Here is a 13,760-nt window from a genome sequence, read left to right as displayed (position 1 = left end):
CCATTATATTGGAGATATAGATTTAATTGCGAGCTGCGACCAATCGTCGTTAGGAGAAGTCTGTGACAGACCAACGGAAGTACAACGTCTTATTCCTCTGCACCCACAACTCGGCGCGTTCCATCCTTGCGGAGGCGGCGCTGAACCAACTCGCCGGTGACCGCTTCGTCGGCTACAGTGCAGGAAGCCATCCGGGAACGACGCCGAACCCTCACGCAATCGCTTTGCTTCGCTCGCAGGGTATTGAGACGGAAGGGCTGCGAAGCAAAAGCTGGGACGAATTCGCAGTGGACGGCGCGCCACAGATGGACTTCATCTTCACTGTCTGCGACGACGCAGCAGGCGAGGTTTGCCCCATTTGGCCGGGTCACCCTGCGAAGGCGCACTGGGGCGTCGCTGACCCATCGAAGGTTGAAGGTTCCGACGAGGAGAAGCGCCGAGCGTTTCTTCAAGCTTTCGTGCAGATGAAGAAGCGTATCGAACTGTTTACGAACCTTCCGTTGCAAAAGCTCGACCGCATGGCCGTCCAGCAAGAAATGCAAACTATCGGGACATCGTTGCGCGAGAAAGGAGAGTAATGATGGCTGGCAGTCAGACAGTCGCCAAAGCTGCTCGGCGCGCGCCCAGCGGTATCGGCTTCTTCGAGCGGTATCTCTCTGTATGGGTCGCGTTGTGCATCGTGGTCGGGATTGTGCTGGGTAAGCTGCTGCCCGGCGCGGTACACACGGTGTCTACGCTGGAAGTGGCTCACGTCAACATCCCGGTCGGAGTTCTGATTTGGGTCATGATTATCCCGATGCTGTTGCGCATCGATTTCGCATCGCTCGGAAAGGTCCGCTCTCAGCTGAAAGGCATTGGCGTGACGCTGGTCATCAATTGGGCCGTGAAGCCGTTCACCATGGCCTTCCTGGCATGGGTGTTTGTGCGTCACGCGTTCGCTTCTCTGCTGCCGGCCGACCAACTAGACAGCTATGTTGCAGGGCTGATTCTCCTGGCGGCGGCGCCATGCACAGCGATGGTGTTTGTGTGGAGTCAGCTGACCAAAGGTGACCCGTATTTCACGCTGTCTCAAGTCGCGTTGAACGACCTGATTATGGTGTTCGCATTTGCTCCGGTTGTTGGACTGCTGCTTGGCATCTCGAACATCGCGGTACCGTGGGATACGCTGCTGACGTCGGTGGTGCTCTACATCGTCATTCCGGTCATCATCGCCCAAATTATCCGCAAAGCGCTTCTACGCCGTGGGGAACAGGCGTTCCAGCGCGCACTGTCGACGATTGGACCGTTTTCCATCGCTGCCCTGTTGCTCACGCTTGTGCTGCTGTTCGCATTTCAGGGCGAGCAAATCATCGCGCAGCCGGTCGTCATCGTGCTTCTCGCTGTGCCTATCCTGATTCAAGTGGTCGTCAACTCGACACTTGCTTATTTGGCGAACCGGAAATTGGGCGTCTCCCATGACGTTGCTGCTCCGTCATGTCTGATTGGCGCGTCGAATTTCTTCGAGCTGGCAGTCGCGACCGCGATAAGCTTGTTTGGCCTGAAGTCTGGGGCGGCGTTGGCGACGGTGGTCGGCGTGCTCATCGAAGTGCCGGTGATGCTAGCTGTGGTCAAGGTGGTCAACTCGTCTCGGCGCTGGTACCAACGAGAGACGTAAACGTTCCTCGGATGGTCCGCTTCAGAACGGCCGGCTTTCTTCGGAAGGTCGGCCGTTTCTTCTTCAATCGTTCCCGGTGTTGTTCCCGCTCACGATGTGATGCCGGCGCATCCGCTCCCATAGACTCTTGCGTGATATGCCGAGCGCAGACGCCGTCTCGGTAATGCGGCCATGGTGCTGAACAAGGGCATTGTTGATATACAGAGTCTCGCACCGGTCGAGATACGTGGCTAACGTGGGTGCGCTCATTGGCTCTTCGTCGGGGGAGGTCTCATGGTCGCCGAATATGTCCGCCGGCATGAGCACCCGACTGCTGGACATCAGACAGGCGCGCTCGAGACGATTGCGCAACTCACGAACATTGCCCGGCCAGTCAAATGCGACGAGTGCTGCCTCCGAAGCAGGATGTAGCTCCTTGACTGGCTCACGGTTCGCGTCGGCATGGGTGGTCAGGAAGTGCCGTGCTATCCAAAGCACGTCGTCTATTCGGTCACGGAGTGGCGGCACTCTAAGAGTCACAACGTTGAGGCGATAGAACAGGTCCTCGCGGAATCGTCCGCTTGCCGTCAGTTGCTGCAAGTCTCTGTGGGTAGCACATACAAGCCTGAAGTTGCATGCTACGTCTTTCTCGGCACCCACCCTGCGAACTCGCTTCTCCTGAAGTACGCGTAGCAGCTTCACCTGCATGGACAGAGGCAAGTCCCCAATCTCGTCGAGAAACAGCGTCCCACCATTGGCCAGCTCGAAGAACCCTTTTTTCTGGCGGTCCGCACCGGTGAACGCGCCGCGTTCATGACCAAAGAATTCCGCCTCCATCAGAGTTTCTGGGACCGCGCCGCAGTTTACAGCGATGAACGGTTCGCTCGATTGACCAGCGGCGACGTCATGAATGTGCTTCGCAAGTACCTCCTTACCTGACCCCGACTCGCCGTTGATAAGAATTGATGACGCTCGCTTGGCAACCCTGGGCACGACTTCAGCAAGTTTACGCATTGATGCAGAAACGCCCAGAGGTCCGTGCGCGGGCATGGCCTCTTCCGGGATGTTGAGCGACGAGAGCGTCCGAATCTTCTGCACCAGTTGAGCGATGTCGAAAGGCTTCGTCACATAGTCGGCCACTCCCGCCTTGAGCATGGATACGGCCTTATCAATTGACGCGTATGCCGTCACTAGCACAAAAGGTGGCATCCTCGTCATTGTCGAGCTCAGCTGGGTGTACAGTTCATCGCCAGGAAAGTCCGGCAGGCGCACGTCACTCACGACCACTGCGTAGCTCTTGCGTGGAATCGCCTCGAGCGCAGCTGCTGCTCCGGTGTGCCAGTCGACTCCGAACCCTTCGAGTCTAAAACGCTCGACCATCGATTCGCCCATGATTGGGTCGTCCTCTACCAGACATATCAACGAGTCACTCATGGCAGGTCTCCATACTTCGAATTGGCAGCGCGACTTCGAAGGTCGTCTCGCCGGGCACGCTGTTGACAGAGATGGTTCCGCCAAGCTGCGTCGCAATCTGATAGCTGACCCACAGCCCAAGTCCGTAACTGCGAGGCCCGTGGGTTTTCTGGCTAGGCCAGTAGGGCTCAAACAACTGGCCTACGACGTCAGCCGGTATGTGCTCTCCTGAGTTCTGTACTGTTATCCGCAGCTCAGTTGAGTCCATCATCGCGTTGCACTTCACGACGCCTCCCGATTCGGCAGCCTTAATGGCGTTGAGCAGGAGGTTCAAAACGAGTTGGCGAACCAGGTGCGACGGAATCGGAACCTCGTCTGTTGGCATCACCCATTCAAGCTTGACCTGCTTGGCCGCCAATTGCGGCTGAATCAGGATGTTCAGGTCGTCCCAGTCAGCCTCCCGCATTGCCGGCGAATCCAGTCGTGCCTCAAAGAGTAGTGCGGCGACCGTGGCCCGAATCTGAGCCAAACCTCGTCGGAGCAGCGCGAGCGTGCGACCAGTCAGTCCATCGGGGTTGCCATGCATGGCGAGCGTGTCGACTGCGTTCATCATGCCGCCGAGCGGGTTATTGATTTCATGCGCGATACCCGCCGCAACACGCCCGACCGCGGCCAGCCGTTCGGATACCACCATGTCTCGCTCAAGTTGTTGTTTCTCTGCGAGGTCGTCCATCATTTCGCGGAAACTTCGGGATAGACGTCCGATTTCATCTTGCCCGCTCGCGGTCACTTCCTGCTTGAGTATCTCTGGGTCTTCTTTGTGTACGCGAGTCATCGCCTTGCTAAGCGTGTGCAATGGTTTGGCCATTCGCTTTCCCCACCACCATCCTATGGGCACTAAGACCAGCAGACTTGCGATGTTGACCAGGACCATCCGCTGCACGAGCGTGTTGACGCTGTCACGCAGTTTCTGTGGGTCGTACGTGATGGTCACGTAGCCCAGTGGACTACCGTCTTCGGCCCTCACTGCCTTCGCTGCAATGATGTCGTCAGCTCCGAGCAAGCTCGGAAAGCTGAAGTAGAAGGTTTGCGGCCGCGCCTTGACAGAGCCAACGGCATGACTGATGGCGTTGCCGAGACTGGTTGCCTCCGTCAACGTTGCGTAGTACCGCGGGTCGGTCGCTGCATAAACCCGTCCACTCGCGTCGAACACGATAAGCGCTTTCAATGGATTCGCCGGCTCTTTGGCCGCGACAGGCGCACGGAGAAGCTCAAATACATGAAACAGGTCGTCGCGGACGATGGAATCGCGGACCGAAAGTGCCGTGACATTGGCGAGGTTATAGGCGCCACTCTCAACATTGCGACGGGCGTCCGAAAGCATGAACGCGATTAGCACGGCTGTGACTGCGACCTCGGTCAACACGATAGCCAGCGTCAATGCGACTGGTATCTTGTAACGGTAGCTGACGTTTTCCAGCATGGCTGTCTCACACCGGCATCGTGTCCGAAAGTTTGACTAGGTTACGGATGTCGTCGAAAAGCGCGTCGGGCGCAATCACAAACCGGTCCAGATTCAGACGATTGAGCAGGTCGCGTCCCACGGGGTCCTCGGCCATGCCGAGCAGCGCCACTTGTAGCGGCGCGAACGTTTCCATACTTAGACTCCGTCGCGCGACGATGGGCGGAAACCCGTACAGCGGTGACTTCCACGCCACTCGTATGCCAGTCACAGCCTCAGGCGCCTGTTTGGCGAGTGTGTCAAAGATGTACCCATCGATTTCGCCAGCGGCGGCCAGACCGGATGCGACCGCATCAACGACTTTGCGGTGAGCGTAGGTGAAGAACGTTTTGCTGAAAAAGCGTCGCGGGTCGATACCGTCTCTGATGAGTTCGGTTCGGGGAATCAGACAGCCCGAATTCGATTGTGGGTCGCTGTAAGCAAAAACCCGATTTCGAAGGTTGACGATGCTTGTCGTCGACGCGTCTGAAGCCGGCACCACGAGGTACGAACGATATAGTGGCTTTCCCTGATACTGAGGCACGACCAGCAGCTTCATTCGGTCGGCATGCGTGACATACGGATAGCCGCACACCCATGCGACGTCCAGTTGGTCCGCCAGAAGCATCTCGGTGATTTCGCCATAGCTGCCACGCTGGACGAAATGAACCTCCATCCCCAGCTGTTCCTCGAGGCGAGTTCGCCATTTGGCTAGCAGCCGCATCTGGTTATCGAGGAACACAGCGGTGGTGCCAAAAAGTATCTTTCGTGGCGACGCGCCATCCGCTGCATACGCTGGCGCCCAGGTTGCGAGCACACCTGCGCCGACGGCTCGTAGTAGCCTCCGCCTCCCGTTACTGAACGGTAACCCGGACATATCCCCGTCACCTCCTGCCGTTACCGGTCCGAAACTCGTTCCCATTTCTCTAGGGACATGGAATCGTTGAGCGGGCCGCCAGACGGCGTTCTGGTCATTTTGGCATAGAGCTTGCCCTTGTCATCAAATAGTAACGGTTGGCCTCACCGCTATCAAGGAGCAGGTATGTCCAAAGAAACACTGAGTCGCCGCACCTTCTTGAAAGTGAGCGGAACAAGCGTCGCGGCGACTGCGGCCGCGATTGCGAAGCCAGCGTGTGCTGCAACGGCCGTTGCGCCGACGGCGCCGCCGACCAGCCATACCCTGCTGCCGTACGTGCCGAAGTCCATCGCAAGCGCCAGCCAATTGACTCCAGGAACTCCGCTGGTTTTCAGTTATCCGGACGCGGCCTCGCCGTGTGTTGCGGTGAAACTCGGTGTGCCAGCCCAGGGTGGCGTGGGCCCGAACCGCGACATCGTCGCGTTCAGCATGATGTGCACGCACATGGGATGCCCGGTTGCGTTCGATTCTGGGACCAATACGTTTAAGTGCGGCTGCCACTACAGCATGTTCGACGCGGAAAAATCTGGCCAGATGATTGCCGGACAGGCCACTGAGAATCTGCCGCGGATTCGGTTGAGCTACGACGAGAAGAGCGGACGCATATCGGCAACAGGCATTGACGGCATGCTCTACGGCCGCCAGGCCAACATACTCTAATCAGGGGAACGCCATGGACAACCAGAGCGACCGCATCACGCTACCTCCGGTCAATGCACAGCGCACCAACATGACGTGCCATTTCTGCATCGTCGGCTGTGGATACAACGTGTTCAAGTGGCCGGAAAACGTGGAAGGCGGACGTGCGCCGTCACAGAACGCGCTGGGGCTGGACTATAACAAGCAGCTTCCGCCGATGGCAGTGACGCTGACGCCTGCGATGACCAATGTCGTCACCGACCGTGATGGGAGCCGCCATCGCATCATGATTGTTCCCGACCGCCAGTGTGTGGTGAACAGCGGCTTGAGTTCGACTCGCGGCGGAAAGATGGCGAGCTACATGTACAACGCTGACGGCATGACACGCGACCGGCTCAAGAACCCACGCCTCTATGTTGCCGACCAGTGGATTGACACTGACTGGGACCATGCGATGGCTATCTACGCCGGCCTGCTCAAACGCACGTTGGACAAGGACGGCCCGAACGGCATCGTCTTTTCGGCATTCGACCACGGTGGTGCCGGTGGTGGTTTCGAGAACACGTGGGCCACCGGTAAGCTGATGTTCACGGCATTGAAAACGCCGATGGTCCGCATCCACAATCGTCCTGCATACAACTCGGAGTGTCACGCGACACGGGAGATGGGAGTCGGCGAACTGAACAACTCATATGAGGACGCCGAGCTCGCCGACGTCATTGTGGCAATCGGAAACAACGCGTATGAAACGCAGACCAACTACTTCCTGAACCACTGGGTGCCCAACCTTCAGGGCGGCACAGCGGATAAAAAGAAGCAGCGCTTCCCAGGCGAGGCGACACCTGCGACCCGCATAATTTTCGTGGACCCGCGGCGTACGCCGACGATAGCCATCGCGGAACACGTTGCTGGTGCTGCCAACGTGTTGCATCTCGATATTCAGCCCGGCACCGACGTTGCGCTGTTCGACGGACTTTTCACGTATGTGGTCGACCAGGGATGGATTGACCGTGACTTCATCAGCCAACATACAAACGGGTTCGAAGAGGCGGTCAAAACCAATCGCATGTCGCTCGAAGATACAAGCAAGGCGACGGGCGTTCCCGTTGAAAAGTTGCAGACCGCCGCCGAGTGGGCATACAAGCCGAAAGGCTCGGGCCAGCCGACCAGAACGATGCATGCTTACGAGAAAGGCATCATCTGGGGTAACGACAATTACCTTATTCAGTCGTCTCTGGTCGACCTAGTCCTGGCGACCCACAACGTCGGACGTCGGGGTACTGGCGTGGTGCGTATGGGTGGCCACCAGGAAGGCTACACCCGGCCTCCGTATCCAGGCGACTCAAAAATCTACATTGACCAGCAACTCATCCAGGGCAAGGGCAGGATGATGACTTGGTGGGGCTGCAACAACTTCCAGACCAGCAACAACGCCGAGGCACTTCGCGAAACCGTGCTGCGGCGGTCGCAAATCGTAAAGGAGGCGATGCAGAAGGCGAAAGGCGCCACCGATGCTCAGTTGGTCGATGTGATTTTCGATGCTACGAGCAAAGGGGGTTTGTTCGTCACATCTATCAACCTTTACCCGACGAAGCTCGCCGAGGCGGCGCATCTCATGCTACCTGCGGCGCATCCGGGCGAAGCTAACTTCACGTCGATGAACGGCGAGCGCCGGATGAGGCTTTCCCAGAAGTTTATGGACCCGCCGGGGAGCGCCATGCCCGACTCGCTCATCGCTGCGCATGTCGCAAACACTCTCAAGGCGATGTATCAGGCCGACGGTAACACCGCAATGGCCGCTCGCTTCGACGGCTTCGACTGGAAGTCAGAGGAAGATGCGTTCAACGATGGCTTCCGACAGGTCGGCCAGCCCGGCGTTGCCAAGATTGACAGTCAGGGTGGCTCGACTGGCAATCTCGTGACATACGAACGACTTCGTGTAGCCGGGAACAATGGAGTTCAGTTGCCGGTGCAGTCTTACGCTGATGGCAAGCTAGTCGGCACAGAGATGCTGTACACAGACTCGAAGTTTGATACCCCCGACGGAAAGGCTCAGTTCAAACCCGCGCCGTGGAACGGTTTGCCGAAGACTGTTGCGCAACAAAAGGAGAAGTACCGCTTTTGGATTAACAACGGCCGGAACAATGAGGTTTGGCAAACGGCGTATCACGACCAGTACAACGAGTTTGTGCGTGCGCGTTATCCGATGGCATACATCGAGGTAAATCCGGAGGATGCAAAGGAATTGAATCTTGCGGCGGGCGACATAGTAGAAGTCTTCAACGATTTTGGCTCGACCTATGCGATGGCCTACCCGACCAAGGAAATCAAACCAAACCAGACATTCATGATGTTTGGATACGTCAACGGAATCCAGGGGGATGTCACGACTGATTGGACCGACCGAAACATCGTTCCCTACTACAAGGGGACGTGGGCGAACTTGAGACGCGTTGGAACCATGGAGGACTACAAGAGGTCCGTCAGTTTCAAGAGTCGACGGTTTGCCTGATTGTCGCCGGGCCGCGAGCGGGACTTTCGCGGCCCTGAAGCCAACGCATCCTTGCTCACGGTGCCGAAGCTTCCGGACCTTTCAAGTATTGGCCAATCTGAGTAGCTGCCAGCCTCGCGGAGCGCATGACGCCGATGAGCGTGGCGGATGCGAAGCCACACCATTCACCATATCCGACCAGCCATAGTCTCGGTTCCCGAACTGAGCGTGCGTCTACGACGTCGACCCGACCGCTATCGTTGAGGACATGCAGTGGGCGCAGATGTTCAAGCGCTGGACGGAAGCCCGTACACCAGATGACCGCATCGACGTGCGTGTGGGAGCCATCGTTCCACGCGACGCCGTCTATTGTGAAATGGGAGAATGGACGCAATGAATGGAGGGCGCCTCTCGCGCGGGCCTCGCGTACCGGCGGCACCATCACGACATCTCCGAGGCCGCCTTGCGGCATTGGGTCTGGTCGGCCCTCGGAGCGAGCTTTCCATCGTTCTGTCGCACGCTCGAATAGAATACGTCCATCGACTTCGTCGGGGAGAAACGTCGGCTCTTCCAATGTGACCCACGTTACGCGGCAGACTTGGGAGAGCTCGGCGATTAACTGTGCACCGGAGTTTCCGCCGCCAACAACGAGCACGTCCTTGCCGCGGAAGGTGTCCGCTTTGCGATAGTGGCCTGAATGCAATTGCTCGCCTTCGAAGTTGCCCTGTCCAGGGTAATCCGGCATGTACGGATGACTCCAGGTACCAGTCGCGCTTACGACCGTTTTCGCCAGCCATTCCCCTTTGTCGGTCGACACAAGCAGCCCGTCGGTGTGACGCGAGACGGATGTGACTTCGGCCGGGCGATGAACCGGGATTTCATATCTCTTTTCATATTCGGTGAGGTACCTGATGACGTCGTCTCGCGACGGGTATTGCTCTGAGGTTGCCGGCATCAACCAGCCCGGCAATGAACTCCATTGCGCCGGGGAAAAGAGGTGCAGCGAGTCCCAGGCATGCTGCCAGGCCCCACCTGAGGCAGGCTGATTGTCAAGTACGAGATAGTCGATACCGGCCCGGCGTAGGAAATAAGCAACGGCCAAGGCTGACTGACCGCCTCCGATGATGGCGACATCGATTTGGTTGCTAGCCGCAACGTTGCTATCAAACATAATAGTCCCGCCGGGATGCCATCTCGATAATACCGGACATGTCGTCGAAGCGACGGACGCTTATTCTCCATTGCTCGAGAAGGTCGCGCGCGACGATACGAAAAAAACGACGGCGGTCAACCTCACGGTATTAGACTGGGCAAAACACGCTGCGTCGTCGAGCGAACTATTCCGCGGCTTCACAACTTACGCCGGCTACGCATTCGCTTCCAACCCGCTCGCTTTCATCCACCAGGCATTTCTGAAAATCGCTTGCTGCATCATATCCTGGCGACGGCTGCGACTATAGGAGGTGCGTCCTATGCTCCGAATTCGAAATCGTCGACGCCGACGAGGGCAAAGTGCTTGCTTGGTGTTCGCCGGAGCCAATGGTGGGCGAAGGACGATGATTTTTGCCAACGTGCACGCCCAGCGGCGTCTTTAGTGGGTCTTTCAAACACGCTTGCAATGACGCAAAAATGACAGAAATCTCATCTACGCGTCACCGAGACGCACCAAGTACCCGCCACACTTAACGCGTACTCGAAGTGAGACGCTTAAGTTAAGGAACGCTATGAGGCGCTTGGCAGTCATCTCCGCGGCTTTGGTCATCGTTTGTTCCGGCTGTTCGTCCACCCTGCCATCAGACGTAGCTCATGGAAAGACCAGTGAACAAGCGAGAACCGAGCTCGAACAGGCTTGGCGGGACGGTTGGCTGCCTTACAAGCGCTCTGAGTATCCGCCGTCTCCTGCGACGCTAGACAGAAACAAAAAACGGTACGCCACTCAACATCCCGCGGGTGTCGAAGCTGAAGCAAATGCCGTAAAGCCGCCAGAGTGACCCGGACACCTCCTGGAACGCCGAGTTTTTGCGCTGGTGATGACTTGGTCCCGATTCGGCCAACCGTTTGCGACCGAAAGAACCGAAAACCTTAAATGTCAATGACTCGTCTGACACGTTCTCCGCGCATGCCGGTCGGGTGCAGTCGGAGAGTCTTGCTGATGCCTCTCTGATTGGAGCGTTTCACGGTATCGAGCGACGGCGTGCCATCAAGAATGCGAATGATGACAAAAATCTCATCTCTCCGTCATCTTGACACGCCAGTCGAAACGTAGCATCCCCGCATCGTCTCTTCACTCCGTCCCTCATGCTCGCACGCTCACTTACTGCTCTCCTGTTGGTCTCGGCTGGGCCTGCACTCTACGCGCAAACGACTGTCGCGTCCGGCGAGACCATTGAGGACTTTCGGCTTTCTGCTCCGCCGCAGCAGACTATCGAGGCACATGCACTTTCCCTTGCTGACGTTCTCGGCTTGGCAGCAGAAGCCAACCCTATGCTTCGCGGAGCCCGCGCGGGCGTGAGCGCGTCTTCGGGCGCGTTCATGCAGGCTGGCGCACGTCCAAATCCGGAACTCTCCTTTCTCCAGGAGGGTTTTGGAGGCACAGAGCGGACAACGACTGCCGCGGTCAATCAGACCATCGAACTTGGGGGCAAGCGTAGTGCTCGACTCGACGTTGCTTCTTATGGGCGAGCAGTCGCTATGGCCACTCTCGATGGCAGCAACGCAACCCTTCGCGCACAGGTGATTGCTGCGTTCATCAGTCTACTCGCCGCTCAACGGCAACTCCAGGTCGCGGAAGAGTCCGCCGAAATCGCGACGCGCTCTACTGACCTTGCAGAAAAGAGAGCCAAGGCAGGCAAGGTCTCGCCCGTGGAGGCGACCAAAGCCAGAGTGGCAGCGAGCGGCGTGCAGATTGAAGTCGTCAATGCGCGAGCACGCGTGTCAACGGCCACAGAAAAGCTCGTCACGGTCACCGGGGCGCCGACCGTGCGCAATCAAGGTGTCGTCGGCGACATTGAAGGCATTCCAGAGATAGAGGCGCTTTCTGCACTCGCTCCTCGCCTCGACGATGCGCCACTCACACGGGCCGCGAGAGCGGAAGTGCTTCGGTCCAACGCCGCAATTTCCGTTGAGCGGGCCAAGCGCATCCCGGACATCACGGTAACCGCAGGGATGAAGCGAGTGGTCACCGGAGGCATTCGTGACAACCAAGCCGTTATCGGCGTCTCGATTCCGCTGCCGCTCTTCGACACGAACAAAGGTGCACTTCTTGAAGCTGCACACAAAGCCGAAAAAGCTGAGGCCGATTTCGATACCGAGAAGGCGAACCTGCGGCTCGAACTGACTCAAGCTTACGCAAACTACGAGAGCGCGAAGCAGGAGGCGTCCCGACTCAGAGTCGATGTGCTCCCCGCCGCCCGCCAGGCTCTTGACGCGATGTCTCGCGGTTACGAGCTGGGAAAATTCAGCTTCCTTGACGTGCTGGACGCTCAGCGCACGCTCTTTCAAGAGCAATCCCGTTACGTCCAAGCCCTCACCGACGCACACCTTGCGGTCGCAGATATTGGACGGCTCACAGGGACACCGTTGCCGACTGCGACCACCATTCCATCTCTGACCCAACCCTGAAGGACTTGCTATGCCGCGCAAAAAACTTATCGCTATAACGGCGGCTGCCATCGGGGTGAGCATCACGCTGGCCGTACTGGCGACAACGCTTAAGTCAAAAGAAACCAATGCCGCAGCCGAAGCCGCATCCGAAAAAAACGGTTCAGATGCGGGTGAAGCGACCGGACAGCACGGCGGTAAAGTGCTCAAGGCCGGCGACCTCACACTTGAGGTTGTTCTTTCCGAAAAACCCAACGACGCTCGACTCATCCTCTATCCTTCCGCCGGAGGTAAGCCTATTCAAGGCGGCGTGACGGCGACGGCGAAACTGAATCGTGCCCAAGGAACAAGCGAAACTATCGGCTTTGTCGAATCTGGAAACAAGCTGACCTCCGAGCTGGCCATTGCGAAGCCGCATGTCTTCGACTCGACGCTCAACGTTTCTTGGAACGGCAAGCCGACGACCTTCGCATTCGCGCTTGCAGATGGCGCCATCCCTCTGGATGGGCAGCAAATGCAACGCGCCGGAATTGGCCTCTCGAACTCCGGCCCGGCGCAGATTGCGTCGACGATTCAGGTCCCGGGTGAGGTTCGCTTCAACGAAGACCGAACAGCGCACGTTGTGCCGCGTGTATCAGGGATTGTTGAGCAAGTTGCCGTTTCTGTTGGAGAGAAGGTCCAGAAGGGACAGGTGCTGGCCGTGATTGCCAGCACCGACCTCGCAGACAGGCGCAGCGAACTCTTGACCGCCGAGCGCAGACTCTCTGCCGCCAAAACCGCCTACCAGCGCGAGAAGACGCTTTGGGAGGAACGCATTTCCGCAGAGCAGGACTATCTGCAAGCACAGGTGCAACTTCGTGAAGCTGAAATTGCGGCACAGAATGCGCGCCAGAAGCTCGTTGCATTGAACGCAACGCCGAACGGCGGTGCTCTGAACCGTTACGACCTCCGAGCGCCGTTCGCCGGAACCATCGTCGAGAAGCACATCACGCCTGGTGAAGCCGTCGCGGCTGAAGCGAACATCTTCACGCTTTCAGACCTCTCCACTGTCTGGGCAGAAATGGCCGTTCCTGCGCAGCACCTCAACGACGTCCGCGTCGGCCGGGACGCGATTGTGAAGGCGGCAGCGTTCGATTCGACTGCGCAGGGAAAAATCTCATACGTCGGTGCCTTGCTCGGGGAGCAAACGCGTTCTGCGCCTGCACGCGTCGTGCTACCGAATCCGGATGGCGCTTGGCGACCAGGCATGTTCGTCAACGTTTTCGTGAATGCTGGGGAGCAAGGTGTTCCTGTGGCAGTTGCGAGCGATGCGCTTCAGGACATCGACGGGTCGCCGGCAGTTTTCATCGCCACGCCCAAGGGTTTTGTCGCTCAACCCATCAAAACAGGCCGAAAGGACGACCGCGTCGTCGAAGTCGTCAGTGGACTGTCTGCCGGTCAGCAATACGTTGCCTCCAACAGTTTCGTATTAAAGGCTGAACTCGGCAAAGGAAGTGCCGAACACGAGTGACTACGCGCCGCGCCACATCAATACGACGCGGCGGCATGACCGTCAGTGCACAGTTCA

General features: G+C 58.0%; 10 protein-coding genes and 1 pseudogene. 7 read left to right on the top strand and 4 right to left on the bottom strand.

Annotation, left to right across the window (positions count from 1 at the left end):
• Positions 1-62 precede the first annotated feature (62 nt).
• Together QCE73_RS10490 and arsB are read left to right on the top strand one after the other, a co-directional pair.
• On the top strand, positions 63-578 hold the full coding sequence (locus QCE73_RS10490) for an arsenate reductase ArsC (protein ID WP_087126629.1): 516 nt from the start codon (positions 63-65) through the stop codon (positions 576-578).
• 2 nt (positions 579-580) lie between these two features.
• The gene (gene arsB, locus QCE73_RS10485) at positions 581-1,654 is read left to right on the top strand and encodes an ACR3 family arsenite efflux transporter (RefSeq protein ID WP_087126678.1); all 1,074 of its coding nucleotides are present in this window, start codon (positions 581-583) and stop codon (positions 1,652-1,654) included.
• Positions 1,655-1,717: 63 nt separating this feature from the next.
• On the opposite strand, the gene QCE73_RS10480 is transcribed toward arsB, so the two are convergent.
• From QCE73_RS10480 to QCE73_RS10470, 3 genes are read right to left on the bottom strand one after another with little or no spacing between them, the layout of a single operon-like run.
• Positions 1,718-3,067: a sigma-54 dependent transcriptional regulator gene (locus QCE73_RS10480; protein ID WP_087126630.1), complete on the bottom strand. Its 1,350-nt coding sequence runs from the start codon at positions 3,065-3,067 to the stop codon at positions 1,718-1,720.
• A complete protein-coding gene (locus QCE73_RS10475) occupies positions 3,060-4,529 on the bottom strand; it encodes a HAMP domain-containing sensor histidine kinase (RefSeq protein WP_238212482.1) in 1,470 nt (489 codons plus the stop codon). Before QCE73_RS10475 ends, QCE73_RS10480 begins: the two co-directional genes overlap by 8 nt.
• 7 nt (positions 4,530-4,536) lie before the next feature.
• Positions 4,537-5,364, bottom strand: coding sequence for a PhnD/SsuA/transferrin family substrate-binding protein (locus QCE73_RS10470; RefSeq protein WP_309881092.1), 828 nt, complete (start codon positions 5,362-5,364; stop codon positions 4,537-4,539).
• A 225-nt stretch (positions 5,365-5,589) separates the two neighbouring features.
• Here QCE73_RS10470 and QCE73_RS10465 point away from each other — a divergent pair, with 225 nt between their 5' ends.
• The gene (locus tag QCE73_RS10465) at positions 5,590-6,123 is read left to right on the top strand and encodes an arsenate reductase (azurin) small subunit (RefSeq protein WP_087126633.1); all 534 of its coding nucleotides are present in this window, start codon (positions 5,590-5,592) and stop codon (positions 6,121-6,123) included.
• 13 nt (positions 6,124-6,136) lie between these two features.
• Entirely contained in the window at positions 6,137-8,614 is a 2,478-nt protein-coding gene (locus tag QCE73_RS10460) for an arsenate reductase (azurin) large subunit (protein ID WP_087126634.1), read from the top strand.
• A gap of 55 nt (positions 8,615-8,669) precedes the next feature.
• Here QCE73_RS10460 and QCE73_RS10455 read toward each other — a convergent pair whose 3' ends face one another.
• Positions 8,670-9,764 carry an ArsO family NAD(P)H-dependent flavin-containing monooxygenase gene (locus QCE73_RS10455; protein ID WP_087126635.1) on the bottom strand — a complete coding sequence of 365 codons (1,095 nt, stop codon included), beginning with the start codon at positions 9,762-9,764 and terminating at the stop codon, positions 8,670-8,672.
• Positions 9,765-9,887: 123 nt separating this feature from the next.
• Here QCE73_RS10455 and QCE73_RS10450 point away from each other — a divergent pair.
• The 3 genes and pseudogenes from QCE73_RS10450 to QCE73_RS10435 all read left to right on the top strand — a co-directional run.
• Positions 9,888-10,053 (top strand): annotated as a pseudogene (locus QCE73_RS10450) (IS5/IS1182 family transposase); the annotation flags it as partial.
• Between the two features lie 838 nt (positions 10,054-10,891).
• Positions 10,892-12,214, top strand: a complete 1,323-nt coding sequence (locus QCE73_RS10440; protein ID WP_087126637.1) for a TolC family protein — start codon at positions 10,892-10,894, stop codon at positions 12,212-12,214.
• Positions 12,215-12,224: 10 nt separating this feature from the next.
• Positions 12,225-13,703 carry an efflux RND transporter periplasmic adaptor subunit gene (locus tag QCE73_RS10435; protein ID WP_087126638.1) on the top strand — a complete coding sequence of 493 codons (1,479 nt, stop codon included), beginning with the start codon at positions 12,225-12,227 and terminating at the stop codon, positions 13,701-13,703.
• Positions 13,704-13,760: the final 57 nt, after the last annotated feature.

The organism is Caballeronia sp. LZ029, from assembly GCF_031451275.1.
Lineage (GTDB): Bacteria > Pseudomonadota > Gammaproteobacteria > Burkholderiales > Burkholderiaceae > Caballeronia > Caballeronia jiangsuensis.
This window is presented reverse-complemented; position numbering and strand designations above follow the sequence as displayed.

Bases quoted from the DNA above. Each gene is read 5' to 3' on its own strand.
- arsB (WP_087126678.1), top strand. From the start codon at position 581: ATGGCTGGCAGTCAGACAGTCGCCAAAGCTGCTCGGCGCGCGCCCAGC.
- QCE73_RS10480 (WP_087126630.1), bottom strand. From the start codon at position 3,067: ATGAGTGACTCGTTGATATGTCTGGTAGAGGACGACCCAATCATGGGC.
- QCE73_RS10475 (WP_238212482.1), bottom strand. From the start codon at position 4,529: ATGCTGGAAAACGTCAGCTACCGTTACAAGATACCAGTCGCATTGACG.
- QCE73_RS10465 (WP_087126633.1), top strand. From the start codon at position 5,590: ATGTCCAAAGAAACACTGAGTCGCCGCACCTTCTTGAAAGTGAGCGGA.
- QCE73_RS10460 (WP_087126634.1), top strand. From the start codon at position 6,137: ATGGACAACCAGAGCGACCGCATCACGCTACCTCCGGTCAATGCACAG.
- QCE73_RS10455 (WP_087126635.1), bottom strand. From the start codon at position 9,764: ATGTTTGATAGCAACGTTGCGGCTAGCAACCAAATCGATGTCGCCATC.
- QCE73_RS10440 (WP_087126637.1), top strand. From the start codon at position 10,892: ATGCTCGCACGCTCACTTACTGCTCTCCTGTTGGTCTCGGCTGGGCCT.
- QCE73_RS10435 (WP_087126638.1), top strand. From the start codon at position 12,225: ATGCCGCGCAAAAAACTTATCGCTATAACGGCGGCTGCCATCGGGGTG.